General features: G+C 51.8%; 20 protein-coding genes. 10 read left to right on the forward strand and 10 right to left on the reverse strand.

The window, feature by feature from the left end; genetic code table 11:
* The first annotated feature begins 62 nt into the window (after nucleotides 1–62).
* The gene (locus OGW44_RS15960) at nucleotides 63–509 is read left to right on the forward strand and encodes a YccF domain-containing protein (protein ID WP_016152485.1); all 447 of its coding nucleotides are present in this window, start codon (nucleotides 63–65) and stop codon (nucleotides 507–509) included.
* An 18-nt stretch (nucleotides 510–527) separates the two neighbouring features.
* Nucleotides 528–2,681 carry a YccS family putative transporter gene (gene yccS / locus OGW44_RS15965; protein ID WP_049283246.1) on the forward strand — a complete coding sequence of 718 codons (2,154 nt, stop codon included), beginning with the start codon at nucleotides 528–530 and terminating at the stop codon, nucleotides 2,679–2,681.
* On the opposite strand, the gene OGW44_RS15970 is transcribed toward yccS, so the two are convergent.
* Nucleotides 2,659–3,273 carry a TfoX/Sxy family DNA transformation protein gene (locus OGW44_RS15970; protein WP_047501141.1) on the reverse strand — a complete coding sequence of 205 codons (615 nt, stop codon included), beginning with the start codon at nucleotides 3,271–3,273 and terminating at the stop codon, nucleotides 2,659–2,661. The genes yccS and OGW44_RS15970 overlap by 23 nt on opposite strands.
* 217 nt (nucleotides 3,274–3,490) lie before the next feature.
* On the opposite strand from OGW44_RS15970, the gene sulA reads away from it, so the two are divergent.
* A complete protein-coding gene (gene sulA / locus OGW44_RS15975; RefSeq protein WP_019076414.1) occupies nucleotides 3,491–4,000 on the forward strand; it encodes an SOS-induced cell division inhibitor SulA in 510 nt (169 codons plus the stop codon).
* A gap of 357 nt (nucleotides 4,001–4,357) precedes the next feature.
* Entirely contained in the window at nucleotides 4,358–5,416 is a 1,059-nt protein-coding gene (ompA, locus tag OGW44_RS15980; RefSeq protein WP_016156137.1) for a porin OmpA, read from the forward strand.
* A gap of 98 nt (nucleotides 5,417–5,514) precedes the next feature.
* On the opposite strand, the gene matP is transcribed toward ompA, so the two are convergent.
* Nucleotides 5,515–5,967 carry a macrodomain Ter protein MatP gene (gene matP / locus OGW44_RS15985; protein WP_016152480.1) on the reverse strand — a complete coding sequence of 151 codons (453 nt, stop codon included), beginning with the start codon at nucleotides 5,965–5,967 and terminating at the stop codon, nucleotides 5,515–5,517.
* Nucleotides 5,968–6,152: 185 nt separating this feature from the next.
* Between matP and OGW44_RS15990 the strand changes: the two genes are divergently transcribed.
* Nucleotides 6,153–7,913, forward strand: a complete 1,761-nt coding sequence (locus OGW44_RS15990) for an AAA family ATPase (RefSeq protein WP_185654330.1) — start codon at nucleotides 6,153–6,155, stop codon at nucleotides 7,911–7,913.
* Nucleotides 7,914–7,981: 68 nt separating this feature from the next.
* Nucleotides 7,982–8,500 (forward strand): bifunctional 3-hydroxydecanoyl-ACP dehydratase/trans-2-decenoyl-ACP isomerase, encoded by a 519-nt coding sequence (fabA, locus tag OGW44_RS15995; protein WP_003035875.1) that lies wholly within the window; start codon nucleotides 7,982–7,984, stop codon nucleotides 8,498–8,500.
* A 107-nt stretch (nucleotides 8,501–8,607) separates the two neighbouring features.
* Here the strand turns inward: fabA and rmf are convergent, their stop codons facing one another.
* The 6 genes from rmf to rlmKL form a co-directional block, all read right to left on the reverse strand.
* Nucleotides 8,608–8,775 carry a ribosome modulation factor gene (rmf, locus tag OGW44_RS16000; RefSeq protein WP_003035871.1) on the reverse strand — a complete coding sequence of 56 codons (168 nt, stop codon included), beginning with the start codon at nucleotides 8,773–8,775 and terminating at the stop codon, nucleotides 8,608–8,610.
* Between the two features lie 258 nt (nucleotides 8,776–9,033).
* Nucleotides 9,034–9,597 (reverse strand): membrane integrity-associated transporter subunit PqiC, encoded by a 564-nt coding sequence (gene pqiC / locus OGW44_RS16005; RefSeq protein WP_016152478.1) that lies wholly within the window; start codon nucleotides 9,595–9,597, stop codon nucleotides 9,034–9,036.
* Entirely contained in the window at nucleotides 9,594–11,234 is a 1,641-nt protein-coding gene (gene pqiB, locus OGW44_RS16010; RefSeq protein WP_003836843.1) for an intermembrane transport protein PqiB, read from the reverse strand. The genes pqiC and pqiB overlap by 4 nt, the downstream gene beginning before the upstream one ends.
* A 4-nt stretch (nucleotides 11,235–11,238) precedes the next feature.
* On the reverse strand, nucleotides 11,239–12,486 hold the full coding sequence (gene pqiA, locus OGW44_RS16015; RefSeq protein ID WP_019076412.1) for a membrane integrity-associated transporter subunit PqiA: 1,248 nt from the start codon (nucleotides 12,484–12,486) through the stop codon (nucleotides 11,239–11,241).
* 15 nt (nucleotides 12,487–12,501) lie between these two features.
* On the reverse strand, nucleotides 12,502–14,409 hold the full coding sequence (locus OGW44_RS16020; protein ID WP_016152476.1) for an ABC transporter ATP-binding protein: 1,908 nt from the start codon (nucleotides 14,407–14,409) through the stop codon (nucleotides 12,502–12,504).
* A 12-nt stretch (nucleotides 14,410–14,421) separates the two neighbouring features.
* Nucleotides 14,422–16,530 carry a bifunctional 23S rRNA (guanine(2069)-N(7))-methyltransferase RlmK/23S rRNA (guanine(2445)-N(2))-methyltransferase RlmL gene (rlmKL, locus tag OGW44_RS16025; RefSeq protein ID WP_149381057.1) on the reverse strand — a complete coding sequence of 703 codons (2,109 nt, stop codon included), beginning with the start codon at nucleotides 16,528–16,530 and terminating at the stop codon, nucleotides 14,422–14,424.
* Nucleotides 16,531–16,628: 98 nt separating this feature from the next.
* Here rlmKL and OGW44_RS16030 point away from each other — a divergent pair, with 98 nt between their 5' ends.
* The gene (locus OGW44_RS16030) at nucleotides 16,629–17,735 is read left to right on the forward strand and encodes a YcbX family protein (RefSeq protein ID WP_149381059.1); all 1,107 of its coding nucleotides are present in this window, start codon (nucleotides 16,629–16,631) and stop codon (nucleotides 17,733–17,735) included.
* Here OGW44_RS16030 and zapC read toward each other — a convergent pair.
* Both zapC and pyrD read right to left on the reverse strand, forming a co-directional pair.
* Nucleotides 17,732–18,274 (reverse strand): cell division protein ZapC, encoded by a 543-nt coding sequence (gene zapC, locus OGW44_RS16035; protein WP_016152473.1) that lies wholly within the window; start codon nucleotides 18,272–18,274, stop codon nucleotides 17,732–17,734. The two genes, OGW44_RS16030 and zapC, sit on opposite strands and share 4 nt — an antisense overlap.
* Before the next feature lie 165 nt (nucleotides 18,275–18,439).
* On the reverse strand, nucleotides 18,440–19,450 hold the full coding sequence (pyrD, locus tag OGW44_RS16040) for a quinone-dependent dihydroorotate dehydrogenase (protein ID WP_149381061.1): 1,011 nt from the start codon (nucleotides 19,448–19,450) through the stop codon (nucleotides 18,440–18,442).
* Nucleotides 19,451–19,692: 242 nt separating this feature from the next.
* Here pyrD and ssuE point away from each other — a divergent pair, with 242 nt between their 5' ends.
* The 3 genes from ssuE to ssuD are packed head-to-tail and all read left to right on the forward strand — an operon-like array spanning nucleotide 19,693 to nucleotide 22,377.
* Complete coding sequence (gene ssuE / locus OGW44_RS16045; protein ID WP_016152471.1) at nucleotides 19,693–20,268, forward strand: NADPH-dependent FMN reductase; 576 nt, start codon at nucleotides 19,693–19,695, stop codon at nucleotides 20,266–20,268.
* Nucleotides 20,261–21,235, forward strand: a complete 975-nt coding sequence (locus tag OGW44_RS16050) for a sulfonate ABC transporter substrate-binding protein (protein WP_181635762.1) — start codon at nucleotides 20,261–20,263, stop codon at nucleotides 21,233–21,235. Before ssuE ends, OGW44_RS16050 begins: the two co-directional genes overlap by 8 nt.
* On the forward strand, nucleotides 21,232–22,377 hold the full coding sequence (gene ssuD / locus OGW44_RS16055; protein WP_016156131.1) for an FMNH2-dependent alkanesulfonate monooxygenase: 1,146 nt from the start codon (nucleotides 21,232–21,234) through the stop codon (nucleotides 22,375–22,377). Before OGW44_RS16050 ends, ssuD begins: the two co-directional genes overlap by 4 nt.
* Nucleotides 22,378–22,383: the final 6 nt, after the last annotated feature.

A 22,383-nucleotide genomic window follows, 5' to 3' on the forward strand; every position in this document is an offset into this window, starting at 1 on the left:
TCCAGCCCAAAAAAACGTTACAATTGCCGAACTCACAGAAAACCAGAGTTAACCGAGGGTTTATGCGTACTGTTCTGAATATTTTAAATTTTGTGCTCGGGGGATTCGCCACCACCTTAGCCTGGTTACTGGCTACGCTGGTCAGTATTGTGCTGATTTTTACTCTCCCCCTGACCCGCTCATGCTGGGAAATTACCCGACTCTCGCTGTTTCCCTACGGTAACGAAGCGATTCATGTCGATGAGCTTAATCCAGCGGGCAAAAACGTCCTGTTGAATACCGGAGGCACCGTGCTCAATATTTTCTGGCTGATTTTCTTCGGCTGGTGGTTGTGCCTGATGCACATTGTCTCCGGTATTGCCCAGTGCATTACGATTATTGGTATCCCGGTTGGCATTGCGAATTTCAAAATCGCGGCGATTGCACTGTGGCCGGTGGGTCGCCGGGTAGTGTCAGTTGAAGTTGCTCGCGCAGCGCGTGAAGCCAACGCGCGTCGTCGCTTCGAATAATCAGGACCGATGGCCTTTATGTTAAGTCCTCTGCTCAAACGCTATACCTGGAACAGCACCTGGCTGTACTACGTGCGGATTTTTATCGCGCTTTGCGGCACAACAGCGCTGCCCTGGTGGCTGGGTGACGTTAAGCTGACCATCCCGCTCACGCTGGGTATGGTCGCAGCCGCGCTTACTGACCTGGACGATCGTCTTGCAGGTCGCCTGCGCAATTTGATCATCACGCTGGTGTGCTTTTTCATTGCCTCGGCCTCGGTCGAACTGCTCTTCCCATGGCCATGGCTGTTTGCCCTTGGGTTAACGCTTTCCACCAGCGGCTTTATACTGCTGGGGGGATTAGGGCAGCGCTATGCAACCATCGCCTTTGGCGCGTTGCTGATCGCCATTTACACGATGCTCGGCACCTCGCTTTACGATCAGTGGTATCAGCAGCCAATCCTGCTGCTCGCGGGCGCCATTTGGTACAACCTGTTAACCCTGACCGGACATCTTCTGTTCCCTATTCGCCCGTTGCAGGACAATCTGGCGCGTAGCTATGAACAGTTAGCGCACTATCTGGAACTGAAATCGCGTCTTTTTGATCCCGACATAGAAGATGAAAGCCAGGCGCCGCTGTATGATTTGGCTCTTGCGAATGGGCAACTGATGGCGACCCTAAACCAGACAAAGGTGTCACTGCTGACCCGCCTGCGCGGCGACCGCGGACAGCGAGGAACACGTCGCACGCTACATTACTATTTTGTGGCGCAGGATATTCACGAACGCGCAAGCTCCTCGCATATTCAGTACCAAACGCTGCGCGACCATTTCCGCCACAGCGACGTGATGTTTCGCTTCCAGCGCCTGATGTCGATGCAGGGGCAAGCGTGTTCGCAACTGTCTCGCTGTATTTTATTACGCACGCCTTATCAGCACGATCCGCACTTTGAGCGCGTCTTCACCCATATTGATGCTGCACTTGAGCGCATGCGCGCGAGTGGTGAGCCTGCAGACCTGCTCAACACGTTGGGATTTTTGCTGTCAAACCTGCGGGCCATTGATGCCCAGTTGGCTACCATTGAGTCCGAACAGGCTCAGGTACTTTCGCGCAATGAGTCTGAAAATCAGCTTGCCGATGACAGCCCGCATGGGTTCAGTGATATCTGGTTGCGTCTGAGCCGTAATTTCACGCCTGAGTCCGCCCTGTTTCGTCATGCTGTTCGCATGTCGCTGGTGCTCTGCGTCGGCTATGCCATTATCCAGATAACCGGAATGAACCACGGGTACTGGATCCTGTTGACCAGTCTGTTTGTCTGCCAGCCAAACTACAACGCCACCCGACATCGTCTGGCACTAAGGATTATCGGCACATTAGTCGGGATCGCCATTGGGTTACCGATCCTGTGGTTTGTACCTTCTCTCGAAGGGCAATTGATCCTTCTGGTGATCACCGGCGTGTTGTTTTTTGCCTTTCGTAACGTCCAGTACGCGCATGCCACCATGTTTATCACGCTGCTGGTGCTGCTGTGCTTTAACCTGCTCGGTGAAGGTTTTGAGGTTGCACTTCCGCGCGTCATCGATACGTTGATCGGCTGTGCCATCGCCTGGGCTGCTGTCAGTTTTGTCTGGCCAGACTGGCGTTTTCGGAATCTGCCGCGAGTGATTGAACGGGCCACTGACGCTAACTGTCGTTATCTTGATGCTATTCTCGAACAATATCATCAGGGGCGTGATAATCGTCTGGCATACCGTATCGCCCGCCGTGACGCGCACAATCGTGATGCGGAACTTGCTTCGGTGGTGTCGAACATGTCGAGTGAACCGGATGTCACGGCCCAAACACGCGAAACGGCGTTCCGCTTGCTGTGTCTTAACCATACGTTTACCAGCTATATTTCCGCCCTCGGCGCACATCGCGAGCAGTTAACCAATCCTGACGTCCTGGCATTGCTGGATGATGCCGTCTGCTATGTAGATGATGCGCTTCATCATCAACCTGCTGATGAGCAGCGCGTATACCAGGCGCTGGAAGATCTGAAGCAGCGAATTCAGCATCTCGAGCCACGTCCGGACAGTAAAGAGCCGCTGGTCGTACAGCAAGTTGGGTTACTGATTGCCCTGCTCCCGGAGATTCGGCGATTACAGCAACAAATTGCCGTGCTGCCATCTAATACCCCGGTTCCGGCGTAAGAGAACTCACCCACTCCACCAGCTCCTGGCGACGCGTCGCCGGGAGCGCGGCTTCATGCACCCCGTCAACCGCCCCTTCAAGGGCATAGAGTATTTTTACCGTTAAGGCAGGGTTATTTTGCCGAAGTTTCAACCAGCACATCTGAGCTCCCAGCGATCGCAATGTCCCCTCATCCTTAATTCCTGCTTCATTTAGCAAGGTCTCCAGATGAAACGTCATATTCGGTAATTCCCGCAGGCGATGTTGTGCAAAGCGACTCTGTTTTTCCTTAACGGCTGCATCGAGTGAAAATTGTGATAGCGACACTAACTGCTGCTGGTTCTGCCACAGGGTATCGTTCACCTGGTAATAATTGAGTACAACCGGACGTCCGCGTTTGATAAATGTTAGCCAGACAGGAGAATTTTTTACACAGTACTGGGCGCTCTGCTCACAGGCGCGAAGATATAACTCACCGCTGGCAACCATGGCAAAGACCGTATCACCAACCGTCAGACTATAGCTGCCAAACAGTGAGCGGTAGTGAATTGTTCCCAGAGAAGCCAGATATTCTTGTGATTTATAGATTCTTGCATAAGACTTTTCTTTCATAAAAAATCCTTTTAAATCATAACGTAAGCAAATAATTTGCAGTAGCAGATCCGTTAATGACGAAAATAGGCAACTTATGCGTATGGGGCAAGATGAATTTTATTTTTCCCGTGATGATGACTAAAAATTGCGAACCTGTTTCCGAAAATAAGGTTGATCTTTATTGATGGCAGAGTTACTGTATATCCATACAGTAACTCATAGGGCTGGATTGATTATGTACACTTCAGGTTATGCAAATCGTTCTTCGTCGTTCTCTTCCGCATCGAGCAGCATTGCGCGCGTTTCAGCAGAGAACGCTACCGCTGGGCTTATCAGTGAAGTGGTCTATCGCGAGGACCAGCCCATGATGACGCAGCTCCTGCTGCTTCCCCTGCTGCAACAGTTAGGGCAACAATCACGCTGGCAGCTGTGGCTGACGCCTCAGCAAAAATTAAGCCGTGAGTGGGTGCAGTCGGCCGGGCTTCCATTGACCAAAGTCATGCAAATCAGCCAGCTCTCCCCCTGCAATACGCTGGAATCGATGGTTCGTGCGCTGCGCACAGGTAACTACAGCGTCGTCATCGGCTGGTTGACGGAAGAATTAACCGAAGATGAACATGCCGAACTGGTAAAAGCGGCAGATGAAGGTAATGCGATGGGGTTTATCATGCGTCCTGTTCGCGCTCAGTCACTTGCGGGGAGACAGCATTCCGGGCTAAAAATTCACTCGAATTTGTATCATTGAGTAAAATTAGGATTTATCCTGGAATTTTTTTTCATGTTTTAATTTGCCATTGAGCTGTAACGCGTTTTCCGGCTGAAGGCCTGTCTGAAGCGGTTTTCAGGAAATCTTCAGTACATTTATTCATCTATAAATGTTAAATATTGTGTACACAAGCCTTTTTTTTTCATATGCCTGACGGACTTCACACTTGTAAGTTTTCAACTACGTTGTAGACTTTACATCGCCAGGGGTGCTCGGCATAAGCCGCAGATATCGGTAGAGTAACTATTGAACTGGTCCCCGGGTGAAGGATTTAACCGTGTTATCTCTCTTCGGAGATATTCATGGCGAATTTTGGATGATAACGAGGCGCAAAAAATGAAAAAGACAGCTATCGCAATTGCAGTGGCACTGGCTGGTTTCGCTACCGTGGCGCAGGCCGCTCCGAAAGATAACACCTGGTACACTGGTGCTAAACTGGGCTGGTCTCAGTACCATGATATTGGCAACAACCAGATCAACAACTCCGGTCCTACCCACGAAAGCCAACTGGGTGCTGGTGCATTCGGTGGTTACCAGGTTAACCCGTACGTTGGTTTCGAAATGGGTTACGACTGGTTAGGTCGTATGCCGTACAAAGGCGCCACCGATGCTACCCACAATAATGGCGCTTTCAAAGCTCAGGGCGTTCAGCTGACCGCTAAACTGGGTTACCCAATCACTGACGATCTGGACGTTTATACCCGTCTGGGTGGTATGGTTTGGCGTGCAGACGCTAAAAACAACGAAGGCTTCAAAGACCACGACACTGGTGTTTCCCCAGTATTCGCAGGTGGCGTAGAGTATGCAATTACTCCTGAAATCGCTACCCGTCTGGAATACCAGTGGACCAACAACATCGGTGACGCGAACACCGTTGGCGGTCGTCCGGATAACGGTCTGTTGAGCGTTGGTGTTTCCTACCGTTTCGGTCAGCAGGAAGAAGCAGCTCCAGTAGTTGTTGCTCCGGCTCCGGCTCCAGAAGTACAGACCAAACACTTCACTCTGAAGTCTGACGTTCTGTTCAACTTCAACAAAGCAACTCTGAAACCAGAAGGCCAGCAGGCTCTGGATCAGATGTACAGCCAGCTGAGCAACCTGGATCCGAAAGACGGTTCCGTAGTGGTTCTGGGCTTCACTGACCGCATCGGTTCTGACGCTTACAACCAGGGTCTGTCCGAGAAACGTGCTCAGTCCGTTGTTGATTACCTGATCTCTAAAGGTATTCCTTCTGACAAAATCTCTGCACGTGGCATGGGCGAATCCAACCCAGTTACTGGCAACACCTGTGACAACGTGAAAGCTCGCGCTGCACTGATCGACTGCCTGGCTCCGGATCGTCGTGTTGAGATCGAAGTTAAAGGTATCAAAGACGTTGTAACTCAGCCTCAGGCTTAAGTTATTGTCTTATGAAAAAACCCCGCTTTGCGGGGTTTTTTTTTCACTTTTTATCAATCAAAGCACGCCTGTACACAACACATTTAGCCATTCTGTGGTTATTCTTTTCCCAGCAGCGCCTGTAAATCCTGCTTCAATGTCGACATTTTATTCGCGTACTTCTCTTTATGCTCTGCGTCTTCAATCAGTTGCACAATGGTTTCAGAAAGCGTTTTGCCGCGCCGCTGCGCAAGCCCCGCTAAGCGCTGCCAGACCATAAATTCCAGATCGATAGATTTCTTTCGCGTATGCTGATGCTCCGCGTTAAAGTGCCGCTTACGCCTCGCCCGTATGGTTTGTTTCATACGATTTAGCAGCGCAGAGTTCATGTGTTCTTCAATCCAGGTATTGACCCGAACCGGTTCATTTTCGAGGGTTAGCAACAAATCAACGGCTTCTTCGGCAGCGCTGGCCTCTACGTAACGGGTGATTAATTCCCCCTCACGATGCTTCTTCACCAGATACTTCCATTTCCAGCCGCTTTCAAGGTTTTCAAGTTGTTGATATTTCATTGCGATCTCAATGTTACCGTGTAACTCTTATCAGAATATCAGCTTTTTCGGCATCTGAAGAAAAGAATATCCAGCCTGTGAACTGTCGCGCGTCATCGCATTCGTTTCACAGCGCTTTCCACGTGTGCAGTGATGATGGTTACGGTATAATCTCGTTTTTTACAACAGACTAAAAAACATCAACTTTGACCATTACGAAACTTGCATGGCGTGATCTGGTTCCTGACACCGATAGTTATCAGGAAGTATTTGCACAGCCGCACGTCACTGACGACACCGATACCTTACTTAGTGATACTCAGCCACGTTTACAATTTGCGCTGGAGCAGCTTCTTCAGCACTGGACGACGTCTTCGTTCATGCTGGTAAAAGCACCGGAAGAGCTTGAGTACATCAACCTTATTGCACAGGCCGCGCGGCCTCTGCACTCGGATGCCGGAAGTCTCACCGGAGGTCATTATGATATCTCCGGTCACACTATCCGCTATCGTACAGCTGAGACAGCAGAAGACAATTTTGCGACATTAACCCAGGTAGTCTGCGCTGACTGGGTTGAAGCCGAACAACTGTTTGGCTGTCTGCGTCAGTTCAATGGCGAAATTACCCTACAGCCAGGCCTTGTGCATCAGGCCAACGGTGGTGTGCTGGTTATTTCGTTGCGCACGCTACTGGCCCAACCGCTGCTGTGGATGCGCCTGAAAGCCATTGTCAGCCACGATCGTTTTGACTGGGTAGCTTTTGATGAGTCTCGCCCGCTGCCTGTCTCCGTTCCACCTATGCCGCTTAAACTCAAAGTGGTATTAGTTGGTGAACGTGAATCACTGGCAGACTTCCAGGACATGGAGCCGGAGCTGGCTGAGCAGGCTATTTATAGCGAGTTTGAAGATAATCTGCAGATAGTGGATGCCGAAACCATGACGCAGTGGTGTCAGTGGGTAACACATACCGCTACGCGCAACAATTTGCCCTACCCGGCCCCTGATGCATGGCAAGTGCTGATCCGTGAAGCCGTTCGTTATACCGGCGAACAGGATACATTGCCGCTTAACCCGCTGTGGATCACCCGGCAGTTCAAAGAAGTGGCCCCGTTATGCGAGGGCGAAACCTGCAACGCTGAGCAGTTCAGCCTGATGCTAACCCAGCGTGAATGGCGGGAAGGTTTCCTCGCCGAACGAATGCAGGATGAGATCCTGCAGGAACAGATCCTGATCGAGACGGAAGGCGAGCGTATTGGCCAAATCAACGCCCTGTCGGTGATTGAATTTCCTGGTCACCCCCGCGCGTTTGGTGAGCCTTCTCGTATCAGCTGTGTGGTTCATATTGGCGACGGCGAATTTACGGATATTGAGCGCAAAGCCGAGCTTGGCGGAAATATTCATGCGAAGGGTATGATGATTATGCAGGCGTTCCTGATGTCGGAACTCCAGCTTGAACAGCAAATCCCCTTCTCTGCCTCGCTGACCTTTGAGCAATCCTACAGCGAAGTGGACGGCGACAGCGCGTCCATGGCAGAACTTTGCGCATTGATTAGCGCCCTCGCCGACGTTCCTGTTAATCAAAGCATCGCCATTACCGGTTCTGTCGATCAGTTTGGTCGGGCACAACCTGTTGGTGGTCTGAACGAGAAAATTGAAGGCTTCTTCGCCATCTGTCAGCAGCGTGAGCTGACAGGCACACAGGGCGTTATCATTCCTTCAGCGAATGTCAGACACCTGAGCCTGCAGCCCGCTCTGCTACAGGCCGTAGAAGAAGAAAAATTCACTATCTGGGCGGTGGACGACGTGACCGATGCGCTGCCACTGTTATTAAATCTGGTGTGGGATGGTGAAGGCCAGACAACGCTGATGCAAACTATCCAGGAGCGTATTGCTACGGCAACGCAGCAGGAAGGTCGTCACCGTTTTCCCTGGCCGCTACGTTGGCTGAACTGGATTATTCCGAACTGATCGGACTTGTTCAGCGTACACGTGTTAGCTATCCTGCGTGCTTCAATAAAATAAGGCTTACAGAGAACATGGTAGATAAACGCGAATCCTATACAAAAGAAGACCTTCTTGCCTCTGGTCGCGGTGAGCTGTTTGGCGCAAAAGGGCCACAACTGCCTGCACCAAGCATGCTGATGATGGACCGTGTCATCAAGATGACCGAAACCGGCGGCAACTTTGACAAAGGTTATGTTGAAGCAGAACTGGATATCAACCCGGACCTGTGGTTCTTCGGATGCCACTTTATCGGCGATCCGGTAATGCCGGGCTGCCTGGGTCTGGATGCCATGTGGCAGCTGGTTGGATTCTATCTCGGCTGGCTGGGCGGCGAAGGTAAAGGCCGCGCGCTGGGCGTAGGCGAAGTTAAATTCACCGGCCAGGTTCTGCCGACTGCGAAGAAAGTGACTTACCGCATTCACTTCAAACGCATCGTTAATCGTCGCCTGATCATGGGCCTGGCTGATGGTGAAGTGCTGGTTGATGGTCGTCTAATCTATACCGCAAACGATCTGAAAGTGGGTCTGTTCCAGGACACTTCGGCGTTCTAATCCAGGTCAGCGTAGCCGCCAGACATTAACGTTTATTCGTCTTGTCTGGTGGGCAAAAAGGCGAAACCTCCGCTCTGCGGAGGTTTCTTTTATCTAAAGAGACAGAATCAGGCCATTAAAACCCTATCCCCCATGGCTTCTCGCCAGCCTCCCAGCCAGTATGACCTCTGATTCAGCGTCTGATAGGGACACATTTCTTTTGAGCGTCCGGCAATGCCGGCCTGATATCCACGTTGATGTGCCCGTTCCAGGCGATCTCGTTTTTGTCTCTTCATGCCTCGTTTCCCTCATCTTTTGGGTCTGGTGGAAAAGAAAACAGTGATTACTAAGTGTGCAATCACACTAAAACGAATACCCCTAAACATCAGGCTCGTCAATGCGCAAAATTCACGCCAGTGTCATATTTGTGAGCTACCCGCAAAATCATTTGTACAAAAATAGTCTGTCAGAACAGCTATCTCCACGGCTAAAAAAATAAAAAAAACCGCCCCGGGCAATGAACCAGGGGCGGCATAATTTACAATTATTTAAGCTTAAGGGATGCGTTTCAGCTCTTGAGCCATTGCCGTCGCTTCCTGGCTCCAGGCGTTGGCCAGAACCTTCACCATCTCATCGTAGCCGTCTTTAGTCTGTACAGCTTCAATGTGGAATGGACGCTTGATCAACTGCCCCTGGTGATTCAGCAGCCATTCACCGCTCACGATGACCTTACCATCGTACCGACCGTGGAAGCCGGTCACGGTAACGTTCAACGTGTCCTGAGTGCTTCCCAGCGGCTGCGAAGCGACAACCCAGCCAGGCAACTGCATACTGAGGTTCGTAACCAGGGTATTGCGCAATTGCTGATCTAATGGGCTGGCCCAGAGATTATTATTCGCTATCACATATTGCACATCGCTGGTCTGGTAAACCACCCCATTACCCGCCAGATAGTCCGGGACCGCAATCTGTTCAACCCACAGCAGACGGTTACCCTGGTTAGCTGAGCTCTGTACGCCCCCTTGCGCGATAGGAAGCTGGTAATAGCTTTTATTTTCTCCGCTGGAGCTGCATGACGTCAGCCAGACCGCCATCATCGCCACTAGCCACTTTTTCATTGTTTCGCCCTCTTCGGCTCTGGATCTTTTTTGTCCTTCGCTTCAAATACCAGCGCATTGCTCTTATCGTTCAACGTTTTCAGTACCGGTTGCAGTTCTCGCAGTACCTGATCAAGACGCTGCATATCCGCCACCATCTTGTTGTAGGCGGCGGACCCCGGCTGGAAGCCCTGCATACTACGGTTCAGTTCGCGCAGCGTGTTCTGCATATCCGCCGGAAGATCCTGCATCGACTGACTGGACGTGATCTTATTCATGTTGTCCAGCGTGGTTTGCAGATGCTTCATCGTACGCTGGCTTTCCGACAACGTATTGGTCGCCTGCTCAATCATCGGGTTCAACGGCAGATTGTTAATCTTATCCAGCGCTTCCATCAGTCGCTGCTGGATCTGCGCCAGACCACCGCTCACGGTCGGAATAATTTGATAACCGTTAAATTCGCGCACACCGGTAATCGGCGGTTCTTTCGGGTAGAAGTCGAGATCGACATACAGAGCGCCAGTCACCAGGTTCCCGGTTTTCAGCGATGCCCGTAATCCGCGTTTAAGCAATTCTGCCAGATGAGCGCCAACATCAGTATCTTCTCCCAGCTGTGCCTTCAGACGTTCTGGTTCGATACGTACCAACACCGGAATGCGGTAATCATTGTTGAAGACCTGACGCATATTCGGTGAGAAGAAAGGTACTTTGCTTACCGTACCCAAACGGATGCCACGGAATTCCAGTGGCGCGCCAGGCTGCAGGCCACGAATTGAATCTTTAAAGAACATCAGGTAATCAATATGATCGGTATACAGTGAATCCTGAATACTTTTTTGGTCGTCATAAAGATTAAACGCAGACTGTTGTGCGACCGGTTCGCCTTGTTCCAGCCCTTCTGGCACATCAAAACTTACGCCACCGCCAAACAGCGTGGAGAGAGATCCCATTTCCACGCGCATACCTGCCGAAGTAAGATCCACGGCGATCCCACTGTCCTTCCAGAAACGCACATTGCTGGTCACCAGACGATCGTTAGGCGCATTGATAAATAGCTGATAGCTAATCGTACGCTTTTGCGCATCAAATGTGCTGGTTTCAACCGAACCTACACGATAACCACGGAACAGAACCGGGTCGCCCGGGCTCAACTGACCGGCTTTTTTGCTGTCCAGAATCACACGGATCCCTTTCGCATCTGGCGGCGCCAGCGGCGGTGAATCCAGCAGTTGGTAATTTTCCAGCTTGCTGCCTTTATTGCCAGGCTGCAGTTCAATATAAGCCCCGGACAATAGCGTGCCGAGCCCACTGATACCTTCACGTCCAACCTGCGGCTTCACCACCCAAAAGACAGAATCTTTATGCAGCAGCTTTTCCATTCCGGAGTTAAGACGAGCTTTAATTTCCACATGGGTCAAATCATCAGTCAGGGTTGCGCTCTCGACGATACCGACATCCACGCTGCGGCTCTTAATCGTCGTTTTGCCCCCTTCAATACCTTCGGCATTGGTGGTAATCAGCGTGACTTGTGGCCCCTGATGACTGTAGTGATAAAACAGGACCCACGCGCCAATGAGGGCAGTGACTATAGGGAATATCCACACGGGCGACCAATTTTTTACCTTTTGCACTTTGGCTTCCCCACTTTTAGATTCCATGCTGTCAGGACTCCTCATGATCTGGTTCACGGTCCCACGACAGACGGGGATCAAATGTCATCGCAGAAAACATTGTCATAATGACGACTAAAGCAAACATCAAAGCACCCATTGCAGGATAAATGTTCATTAACCCTCCCATGCGCACCAGCGCAGAGAGTACGGCAATTACAAAAACGTCGATCATTGACCAGCGACCGACAAATTCTACAACCTCGTAAATTAAATGCATTCGTTCACTGTCGCGTTTGCCGTGCCCTTTGGCATCCCAACACAGCCAGGCAATGGCGATCATTTTCAACGTCGGCACCATAATACTGGCGATAAAGATAACCGCAGCCACCGGGTAAGAGCCTTCGCTCCAGATTAAAACCACGCCCTCGAGTATCGTTGAAGGCAGCTTTGACCCGAGCAGATCGGTGATCATGATCGGCAGAATATTGGCAGGAAGATAAAGCATGATCGACGTAAACAGTAATGCCAATGTCCATTGCAGACTGTTTTTACGCCGCACATAACCTTTCGTCTGACAGCGTGGGCATACCAGCTCGTCTGCAGGAAGAATAGCGGTGCAGCAGGAACAGGAACGCAACCCTTGTCGGATGCCGGGCACACCAGGCTTTAATTCCTGCTTAATGGCTGGCATAGGGGCAATATCATCCCACAGCCAACGGCGATCCACACACTGAAAAGCCCGCAACTGGAGCATACAAAACAAGCACCACGGGATGAAGCTGCTGCCCACGCCGATATCGCCGTAGGCCATCAGCTTAACAAAGCTCACCAACACGCCCGCGAGGAAAATTTCTGCCATTCCCCAGCTTTTTAACTGAAACAAAATACGCGCCAGCCATGTTTTAAGCCGCTCAGGCATATGAACCCGATTCACCAACAGCAAAATGGTCAACAAGCAAAAAGCGGGAACCAACTGAACGAATAAGATAAAGAAGGTACCGAGGCTGGCGTAATCTTCCGAAAAGAGAACGCTGGGGATTTGCAGCAGCGTCACTTCGCTGCTCACCCCCGCAACATTCATATTCACAAAGGGAAAGAGGTTTGACAAAAGCAGCATAAATAATGCTGCTAACGCATAGGCGGTAGGACGCTGCCGTGGCGCGTCCCACTCAACCGTTAACGTAGTGCCACATCGTGGACATGCCGCTTTCTGACCATGCTCAAGGCGAGGTAACGCCACCAGCATGTCACACTGCGAGCACAGAATATGCTTCGCGGCATGGTGATGTTCGCACATATGTGCTCCTTTAAATTATGCGCCGTTCTTCAAAGACTCAAGATACTCCCAGCGCTCAAAGGCTTGCTCAAGTTCTTGTTCAGCTTCGTTCAGATTAGCTAATACCTGTTGCGTTTGCTCATGCGGCTGACTGAAAAAAGCGGCGTCAGCTACCTGAGCTTGTAATGCTTCCAGTTTAGCTTCCAGTTCTTCAAGCAGCGCGGGGAGCAGCTCCAGTTCGCGCTGCAGTTTATAGCTTAGTTTGCTCGTGCTGCGTTTGACAATTTCTGCTTTAGGAGCAACGGTTTCCTCTGTTTTTTTCGCAACTGGCTGTTTAAACGCCACATACTGCGATTGCTGGCTGCGGGCATCATGATAACCGCCGACATAACGACCAATTTTACCGCCGCCTTCGAAGATCCAGCATTCGGTGACGGTATTATCCACAAACTGACGGTCGTGGCTCACCAGCAGCACGGTGCCCTGGTAGCTATCAATCAGCTCTTCAAGAAGTTCCAGCGTTTCGACGTCCAGATCGTTCGTTGGTTCATCGAGAATCAAAAGATTACTGGGTTTGAGAAAAAGACGCGCCAGCAGTAGGCGATTGCGTTCCCCACCAGAGAGCGCACGTACTGGCGTCATCGCCCGTTTCGGATGGAACAGGAAATCCTGGAGGTAGCCCAGCACATGGCGAGGTTTACCGTTAACCAGCACCTCTTGCTTACCCTCAGCAAGGTTGTCCATCACGGTTTTATCCGGATCCAGTTCGGCGCGGTGCTGATCGAAATACGCCACTTCCAGCTTCGTGCCGACGTGAATGCGTCCGCTATCAGCCTGAAGCTGACCTAACATCAGCTTCAGCAGCGTTGTTTTACCGCAGCCGTTAGGTCCAATTAGCGCAATCTTGTCGCTACGTTGCACCTGCGCGGAGAAATCTTTTACCAGTTGCTTTCCATCAACCTGGTAATCAACATTCTCCATTTCGAAGACAATCTTGCCAGAACGGCTCGCCTCTTCGACCTGCATCTTCGCCGTGCCCATCACTTCGCGACGTTCGCCACGCTCGCGACGCATGGCTTTCAGTGCCCGCACGCGGCCTTCATTACGGGTACGACGCGCTTTGATGCCCTGACGGATCCAGACTTCTTCCTGCGCCAGCTTGCGATCAAATTCCGCATTTTGGAGATCTTCCACCCGCAGCGCTTCTTCTTTATCCAGCAGATACTGATCGTAGTTCCCCGGATAGGTCACCAGCTTGCCGCGGTCGAGATCGACAATACGCGTCGCCATATTGCGAATAAATGAACGGTCGTGGGAAATGAAAATAATTGTCCCATTGAAGGATTTCAGGAACCCTTCCAGCCAGTCGATAGTTTCAATATCCAGGTGGTTAGTTGGTTCATCCAGCAGCAGTACGCGCGGGTTGCTCACTAACGCGCGGCCCAGCGCCGCCTTACGCAGCCAGCCGCCCGAAAGCGAAGAAAGCGCGGCGTTAGGATCCAGTCCCAGTTGCGCCAGCACTTCATTAATGCGGCTTTCGAGCTGCCACAGATTATGGTGATCGAGCATTTCCTGAACCCGCGCCATTTCATTCAGGTTTCTGTCGCTGGGATCGGTCATCACCAGGCGCGAAATATCGTGATAACGCTTCAGATATTCAGCCTGTTCCTCAATACCTTCAGCAACGAAGTCATAGACGCTGCCCTCAACATTACGCGGCGGATCCTGCTGCAGACGCGCCACAACCAGGTCCTGCTCATAAATAATACGCCCGTCGTCAAGACCCTGTTCACGGTTGAGGATCTTCATCAGCGTCGACTTACCTGCGCCATTACGGCCAACCAGACAGACGCGTTCGTTATCTTCGATATGCAGTTCTGCATTATCAAGAAGCGGCGCATCGCTGAACGACAGCCATGCACCATGCATACTGATCAATGACATTTATTTATCCTTTCAGGCTGCGGTAATCAGCCAGCAATTGTGGATCTGACGGTTACGGGCAAAATCCTGGGAAAGCGTTTTTTGGGTGATTTCTTGTGCTTTTAATCCCAGTTCAGCCAGACCGTCGAGATCCATACGGAACCCACGCTTGTTGTTGGAGAACATGATCGTACCGTCTTTACGCAGCAGACGTTTCAGATCTTTCATCAGCGCCAGATGATCGCGCTGTACATCAAAAGAGTCTTCCATACGTTTTGAGTTAGAGAACGTCGGCGGATCGATGAAAATCAGATCAAACTGTTCATTGGCATCGCGCAGCCAGCCCAGGCAATCGGCTTGAATTAAACGGTGAGCGCGACCACTCAGGCCGTTCAGCCGCAGGTTACGCTCAGCCCACTCCAGGTAGGTACGCGACATATCAACCGTCGTGGTGCTACGCGCACCGCCCAGTCCGGCATGAACGCTGGCACTGCCGGTGTAGGAGAACAGGTTAAGGAAATCCTTACCTTTACTCATCTGGCCCAGCATGCGGCGCGCAATACGGTGATCGAGGAACAAACCGGTATCAAGATAGTCTGTCAGGTTGACCCACAGGCGCGCGTTGTACTCGCTTACCTCAATGAATTCACCCTTCTCATTCATCTTCTGATACTGGTTCTTCCCTTTCTGGCGCTCACGGGTTTTCAGCACCAGTTTATTTGGCGCGATTTCCAGGACCGACAGCGTTGCGGCAATGATATCGAACAGACGTTGACGTGCTTTTTGCGCATCGACCGTCTTCGGCGGAGCGTATTCCTGAACCACGACCCACTCACCGTAACGGTCCACTGCAACGTTGTATTCCGGCAGGTCAGCATCATACAGGCGATAGCATTCAATTCCTTCCTGACGCGCCCATTTTTCCAGCTTCTTGATATTCTTGCGCAGGCGGTTGGCATAATCTTCCGCGACCGTGGCTGGCTTGCTGTCCGCAGTGGTCTCTGCAACGTGATAGTTTTTCTGTACGCAATCCAGCGGACCGTTTTTCGCTTTGAACTGCTTATCAGCACGCAATTGCAGGCTGCTGAGCAAATCCGGAGAGGCACTGAACAGCGACAAGTTCCAGCCGCCAAACTGGTTTTTCATCGTACGGCCCAGCAAGCTATGCAGGGCAATCAGCGCCGGTTCGCTATCCAGACGTTCGCCGTAGGGCGGGTTACTGATCACCGTACCATACGGTCCCTTCGGCAGTGGATTACTCAGTTTGGCGACATCTTTAACGTCAAATGTCATCAGATCGGCAATACCTGCGCGGCGGGCGTTACTACGCGCTTTTTCAATCACGCGCGCATCGCTGTCGGAGCCATAGAAGTGCGAAGTATAGTCAGCAAGCCCCTTACGCGCACGCACCTGAGCTTCGGCTTTAACCTCTTGCCAGACGGCTTCATCGTGCTGTGCCCAACCGCTAAAGCCCCAGTACCCGCGATGCAGGCCCGGCGCGCGATCGGTTGCCCACATCGCCGCTTCAATCAGCAGCGTGCCGGAGCCGCACATCGGATCGAGTAACGGTGTGCCCGGCTGCCAGCCAGAACGCATAACAATAGCGGCGGCCAGCGTCTCTTTAATCGGCGCCTGACCCGCGCGATCGCGATAACCGCGCTGATGCAAACCGTCACCGCTCAGATCGAGCGCAATGCTGGCGGTATCTTTGTTCAACCAGACATTGATTCGCAGATCCGGAGATTCACGATCCACATTCGGACGCGACAGATTTTTGCGGGTAAAGGCATCGACAATCGCATCCTTGACCTTCAGCGCGCCGTACTGGCTGTTACGAATGGTCTCGTTCAGGCCGCTAAAATGGACGGCAAACGTAGCACCAGGATTAAATATCTCTGTCCAGTCGATTGCCTGAACGCCGAGGTACAGATCAAGATCGCTGTAGACCTTGCACTCTCCCATCGGCAGGATAATGCGCGAGGCCAGGCGGCTCCACATCAGGCTCTGGTAAACAAGCCGCGTGTCGCCCTTAAAATGGACCCCACCCTGAACGACCTGACACTCCAGCGCGCCGAGGTTTTCCAGTTCAGTTTTTAACAGCTCTTCCAGCCCGCGGGCCGTACTGGCAAACAGAGAATTCATAATGTCACTTTTACTCCTAGAAAATTGCTGCGCATTATAGCTAATATGGGCTGTATGTCATAAAGTTGAAGGCTTATTTTCGTTCAAGGGGCTGTGCAGTGGTAACGTTGACCCGACTTTTTATTCATCCGGTTAAATCAATGCGTGGAATTGGACTCACGCACGCCCTGGCAGACGTGAGCGGTCTCGCCCTGGATCGTATATTTATGATTACCGAACCCGACGGGACGTTCATTACCGCCCGACAGTTCCCGCAAATGGTCCGCTTTACCCCTTCCCCTTTCCACGATGGACTTCATCTCACGGCTCCAGACGGCAGCAGCGCGCTCGTGCGATTCGCAGACTTCGCCACCCAGGATGCGCCGACTGAAGTGTGGGGAAATCATTTTACCGCGCGTATTGCGCCAGCGGCTATCAACCTGTGGCTGAGCGGCTTTTTCTCCCGTGACGTGCAGTTGCGCTGGGTGGGTCCGCAACTGACACGCCGGGTGAAGCGCCACGCTGATGTTCCTTTGTCCTTTGCCGATGGTTATCCCTACCTGCTGGCCAACGAAGCATCTCTGCGCGATGTGCAACAGCGCTGTCCGGCAGGCGTCAAAATGGAACAGTTTCGCCCCAATCTGGTGGTTTCGGGGGCTGACGCCTGGGCAGAAGACACCTGGAAAGTGATTCGCATTGGCGACGTCATTTTTGATGTGGCAAAACCCTGTAGCCGCTGCATTTTCACTACCGTTAGCCCAGAAAAAGGCCAGAAACATCCGTCTGGCGAGCCGCTCGCCACGCTGCAAACCTTCCGGACAGCGGTGGATAACGGCGACGTTGATTTCGGCCAGAATCTTATCGCACGCAACAGTGGCGTTATTCGCGTCGGCGATGAGGTAGAAATTTTGGCAACCGGTCCCGCCAGAGCTTACGGTGCGGCGGAGCCAGATGATACCGCACTGGAACAACAACCCGATGCCACGGTACTTATTGACTGGCAGGGACAGACCTTTCGCGGAAATAATCAGCAGGTATTGCTTGAACAGCTGGAAAACCAGGGTATCAGAGTGCCCTATTCATGCCGGGCAGGAATTTGCGGATGCTGTCGAATTCGACTGTTGGAAGGCGAAGTTAGTCCGCTGAAAAAATCAGCGATTGGGGATGACGGGACGATTCTGTGCTGCAGTTGCGTTCCCAAAACGACAATCAGGCTGGAGAGTTAAACCGCCTGTTCAAGGCTGAAACTGTCGGCAATAACCTGCGGTTTCAGTCGGTCATTCATTATTTTAATCGCGTCGCCAAGTTGCATTGTTCGCCCGGCAATAACCACACCAGGTTGTGCAAGCAGACAAAGCGCGGCATTTTCACCCGGTTCAACCACTAACAGGTTTACCTGTTCATCCGTATCGCTTAAATCCACACAAGCAGCATCCCCCACGACTGGCGACCAGTTAATACCGTGTGCGACAAAGTGCCAGCTTTTTGGCATTTGCGGTTTAAGGTAACGAATCGCTACCAGCGCATTAAGCACCAGTTCCGCCTTTTGCTCTTTGGCTAAATCCAGGTAGCGACATTTTTCTTCAAAGGAAAAATAAAGCGCGGCGTCATCAACACAAAAACCCGACGGAGAAAATGCATCCGGAGTGAGCATTTTACGAGCAAAACGCGAACGGAATAACATGCCATTGGCTAAATCGAGCATCATACGATCGTGCTCTTCATCATAATACCAGCGCCAGTTATCGTCGGGTTTAATTCGCATCAGTTTCTCTCCTTTCCTTAATCATCACCATTACGACAGTATCCTTTTGCCGCTTCGTTTATTGCCTTAATAATAAAAGCTCAGAATGTTTAAATAAGCAACAGTAAAGGAATATAAAACAACCAGGGCCAGAAATAAAGCCCTGGATTGTGATTAAGGTAGCATTCAGATATTGGTGACGATTTCTTTAATCAACGGTGGGCCTTTAAAAATAAAGCCCGAATAAATCTGTACCAGAGAAGCACCGGCAGCTATTTTCTCACGCGCGGCGATTACTGAGTCGATACCACCAACCCCAATAATCGGCAGCTGACCTTTTAATTCCTGAGACAACTGGCGAATAATTTCTGTACTTTTTAATTGTAACGGTCGACCGCTGAGGCCGCCCATTTGATCGCAATTTTTCATTCCCTGAACGAGAGAACGATCGAGAGTGGTGTTAGTCGCAATTACGCCATCAATATTATGACGAACTAAACTGTCAGCAACCTGGACCAGTTCTTCCACAGAAAGATCCGGTGCGATCTTAACCGCCACTGGAACATATTTATGGTGGATCGCTTGCAGATCATTTTGCTTATTTTTAATTGCCGTCAGAAGATCATCCAGCGCCTCACCATATTGCAGCGTACGTAATCCCGGCGTATTCGGTGAAGAGATATTAATCGCGATATAACCAGCATAAGCATAGACTTTTTCCATACAAATCAGATAGTCATCTTTGCCGTTCTCTACCGGAGTATCTTTATTCTTACCAATATTAATCCCCAGAATACCGTCAAAATGCGATTTTTTGACGTTCTCAACCAGGTTATCAACCCCCAGGTTATTAAACCCCATGCGGTTGATCAAACCTTCTGCATCGACCAGACGAAACAGACGTGGTTTATCATTACCCGGCTGAGGACGCGGCGTCACGGTACCAATCTCAATGGAACCAAATCCCATCGCGCCGAGCGCATCAATGCACTCCCCGTCTTTATCCAGTCCGGCAGCAAGCCCGAGTGGATTTTTAAACGTCAGCCCCATACAGGTAACCGGTTTTGCGGGTACTTTCTGGCGGACAAGCGCTTCGAGCGGCGTGCCGGTAATGCGACGTAATTGCTGGAATGTCAATTCATGAGCGCGCTCTGGATCGAGCTGGAAAAGGGCTTTACGAACGAAGGGGTAGTACATGAACTCTCCTGGATTCCCGGTGTGCAAACCGGGGGCGTATTATGTGCGATCGCGAGCAAAAAGGGAATTGACCTGCGGCAATAAATAGCAATCGTTTTCCTGCTTCCTCCTTTTTATTCATTTTTCAACTTTTCTATCCCGTATAAATCATTTCGATAAACAAAGTCTCTCTGCCAGACTGCACAAATTGTTATCAATGTTAATCAAAAGCAAACAATTGGTTATAAGGGGAGAATAAAATTATGCGCGTCATCACTCTGGCGGGAAGCCCACGCTTTCCCTCTCGCTCCAGCGCGTTGCTGGAATATGCCCGAGAAAAATTGAACGGCCAGGATGTCGAAGTCTTTCACTGGAACCTGCACAACTTTGCCCCGGAAGACCTGATCTATGCCCGTTTTGACAGTCCGGCGCTGAAAACATTTATCGAACAACTGCAGGATGCTGACGGGCTGATTGTCGCAACGCCGGTCTACAAAGCCGCTTACTCTGGCGCACTGAAAACGCTGCTCGATCTGCTCCCCGAGCGGGCGCTGGAAGGAAAAGTGGTTTTGCCGCTGGCGACTGGCGGCAGTGTGGCGCATTTACTGGCCGTCGATTACGCGCTGAAACCGGTGCTGAGCGCGTTAAAGGCTCAGGAGATCCTGCACGGCGTGTTTGCCGATGATTCGCAGGTCATCGATTATCAGCATAAACCGCAGTTTACGCCCAACCTGCAGCAGCGCCTGGACAGTGCGCTCGACACTTTCTGGCTGGCGTTGCATCGTCGCGATCTCCAACTCCCGCAACTGAATGCCCTGCGAGGTGCCGCCCATGCTTAATCTGCTCAAGCGTCACACCCCATGGCTGGCATTTACCGGGCTGCTGTCACTGTCATCCTTGGTGCATGCCGCAGAATCGGCTCCGGATGCTCTGCGCATTGGCTACCAGAAAGGAAGCGTCAGTATGGTGCTGGCGAAAAGTCATCAGCTACTGGAGAAACGCTACCCACAGACCAAAATCTCGTGGATTGAGTTCCCGGCTGGACCGCAAATGTTGGAAGCACTCAATATCGGCAGTATCGATCTCGGCAGTACCGGTGACATTCCGCCAATTTTCGCCCAGGCCGCCGGAGCCGATCTGGTTTATGTGGGCGTCGAACCACCCAAACCGAAAGCCGAAGTGATTCTGGTGCCGAAAAATAGCCCGATCCAGAGCGTTGCGCAGCTCAAAGGGCATAAAGTCGCCTTCCAGAAAGGTTCCAGCGCCCACAATTTACTGCTCCGGGCGCTGCAACAGGCAGGGTTGAAATTTACCGATATTCAACCGACTTATCTGACCCCCGCCGATGCGCGAGCGGCCTTCCAGCAAGGAAACGTCGATGCGTGGGCTATCTGGGATCCTTACTATTCGGCCGCATTACTGCAAGGTGATGTGCGCGTGCTGAAAGACGGCTCAGACCTCAAGCAGACCGGTTCGTTTTATCTCGCTGCACGTCCTTATGCCGAAAAAAATAGCGCTTTTGTTCTTGGCGTACTGGATACCTTTAGCCAGGCGGATGCGTTAACTCTCAGCCAACGCCAGCAAAGCATTACTCTGCTGGCTAAAACCATGGGCCTGCCCGAGCCGGTAATTGCGTCTTATCTGGATCACCGTCCGCCAACCACCATTACGCCCGTCAGCGCCTCTGTTGCCGCCCTACAACAACAAACCGCCGATCTGTTTTATGACAACCGTCTGGTGCCGAAAAAAATCGATATTCGCCAGCGTATCTGGCAACCCACTCAGCAGGCAGGAGAAAAATTATGAGTCTGAACATGTTCTGGTTTTTACCCACCCACGGTGACGGTCATTATCTGGGAACGGAAGAAGGTTCGCGCCCGGTCGATCACGGTTATTTGCAACAAATTGCGCAAACAGCCGATCGCCTGGGATTTACCGGCGTTCTGATCCCAACCGGTCGCTCCTGTGAAGATGCCTGGCTGGTCGCCGCGTCGATGATCCCGGTCACCCAGCGATTAAAGTTTCTGGTCGCGCTTCGTCCAAGCGTAACCTCGCCGACGGTCGCCGCCCGCCAGGCTGCGACGCTCGACAGACTCTCTAACGGCCGGGCGTTGTTCAACCTGGTAACCGGCAGCGATCCACAAGAGCTGGCGGGTGACGGCGTGTTCCTTGATCACACCGAGCGCTATGAAGCCTCTGCTGAATTCACTCAGGTCTGGCGGCGTTTGCTGCAAGGTGAAACCGTGGATTTCAACGGCAAACACATTCATGTCCGCGGGGCGAAACTGTTTTTCCCTCCTGTACAACAACCCCGGCCACCGCTTTATTTCGGCGGTTCGTCTGATGTTGCACAAGATCTTGCTGCCGAGCAGGTTGATCTCTATCTGACCTGGGGCGAGCCGCCTGAACAGGTGAAAGAGAAGATTGAACAGGTGCGGGCCAAAGCGGCGGCGCTCGGGCGCAAGATCCGCTTTGGTATTCGTCTGCATGTGATCGTCCGGGAGACAACGCAAGAGGCGTGGCAGGCAGCGGATCGTCTGATAGCCCATCTGGATGACGACACCATTGCCAAAGCCCAGGCCGCCTTCTCAAGAACGGATTCGGTTGGTCAGCAGCGAATGGCTGCACTGCACAACGGTAAACGCGACAAACTGGAAATCAGCCCGAACTTGTGGGCAGGAGTAGGACTGGTGCGCGGTGGCGCGGGTACCGCGCTGGTCGGAGATGGTCCGACGGTCGCGGCGCGTATCAACGAGTATGCCGCACTGGGAATCGACAGTTTTGTCTTGTCCGGGTATCCACATCTGGAAGAGGCATACAAGGTTGGCGAGCTGCTGTTCCCACATCTGGATGTCGCTATACCAGAAATTCCGCAGCCGCAGCGCCAGCATCAACAAGGCGAAGCGGTAGCAAACGAATTTATCCCACGCAAAATCGCGCAAAGCTAAGGAGCC

The sequence above is a fragment of the Citrobacter sp. Cb023 genome (genome assembly GCF_030336805.1).
In the GTDB taxonomy this organism is placed as follows: Bacteria; Pseudomonadota; Gammaproteobacteria; order Enterobacterales; family Enterobacteriaceae; genus Citrobacter; species Citrobacter braakii.

What these genes read in the sequence shown, in the direction of transcription:
- OGW44_RS15960 (WP_016152485.1), top strand. Translation starts at nt 63, where the DNA reads ATGCGTACTGTTCTGAATATTTTAAATTTTGTGCTCGGGGGATTCGCC.
- yccS (WP_049283246.1), top strand. Translation starts at nt 528, where the DNA reads ATGTTAAGTCCTCTGCTCAAACGCTATACCTGGAACAGCACCTGGCTG.
- OGW44_RS15970 (WP_047501141.1), bottom strand. Translation starts at nt 3,273, where the DNA reads ATGAAAGAAAAGTCTTATGCAAGAATCTATAAATCACAAGAATATCTG.
- sulA (WP_019076414.1), top strand. Translation starts at nt 3,491, where the DNA reads ATGTACACTTCAGGTTATGCAAATCGTTCTTCGTCGTTCTCTTCCGCA.
- ompA (WP_016156137.1), top strand. Translation starts at nt 4,358, where the DNA reads ATGAAAAAGACAGCTATCGCAATTGCAGTGGCACTGGCTGGTTTCGCT.
- matP (WP_016152480.1), bottom strand. Translation starts at nt 5,967, where the DNA reads ATGAAATATCAACAACTTGAAAACCTTGAAAGCGGCTGGAAATGGAAG.
- fabA (WP_003035875.1), top strand. Translation starts at nt 7,982, where the DNA reads ATGGTAGATAAACGCGAATCCTATACAAAAGAAGACCTTCTTGCCTCT.
- rmf (WP_003035871.1), bottom strand. Translation starts at nt 8,775, where the DNA reads ATGAAGAGACAAAAACGAGATCGCCTGGAACGGGCACATCAACGTGGA.
- pqiC (WP_016152478.1), bottom strand. Translation starts at nt 9,597, where the DNA reads ATGAAAAAGTGGCTAGTGGCGATGATGGCGGTCTGGCTGACGTCATGC.
- pqiB (WP_003836843.1), bottom strand. Translation starts at nt 11,234, where the DNA reads ATGGAATCTAAAAGTGGGGAAGCCAAAGTGCAAAAGGTAAAAAATTGG.
- pqiA (WP_019076412.1), bottom strand. Translation starts at nt 12,486, where the DNA reads ATGTGCGAACATCACCATGCCGCGAAGCATATTCTGTGCTCGCAGTGT.
- OGW44_RS16020 (WP_016152476.1), bottom strand. Translation starts at nt 14,409, where the DNA reads ATGTCATTGATCAGTATGCATGGTGCATGGCTGTCGTTCAGCGATGCG.
- rlmKL (WP_149381057.1), bottom strand. Translation starts at nt 16,530, where the DNA reads ATGAATTCTCTGTTTGCCAGTACGGCCCGCGGGCTGGAAGAGCTGTTA.
- zapC (WP_016152473.1), bottom strand. Translation starts at nt 18,274, where the DNA reads ATGCGAATTAAACCCGACGATAACTGGCGCTGGTATTATGATGAAGAG.
- pyrD (WP_149381061.1), bottom strand. Translation starts at nt 19,450, where the DNA reads ATGTACTACCCCTTCGTTCGTAAAGCCCTTTTCCAGCTCGATCCAGAG.
- ssuE (WP_016152471.1), top strand. Translation starts at nt 19,693, where the DNA reads ATGCGCGTCATCACTCTGGCGGGAAGCCCACGCTTTCCCTCTCGCTCC.
- OGW44_RS16050 (WP_181635762.1), top strand. Translation starts at nt 20,261, where the DNA reads ATGCTTAATCTGCTCAAGCGTCACACCCCATGGCTGGCATTTACCGGG.
- ssuD (WP_016156131.1), top strand. Translation starts at nt 21,232, where the DNA reads ATGAGTCTGAACATGTTCTGGTTTTTACCCACCCACGGTGACGGTCAT.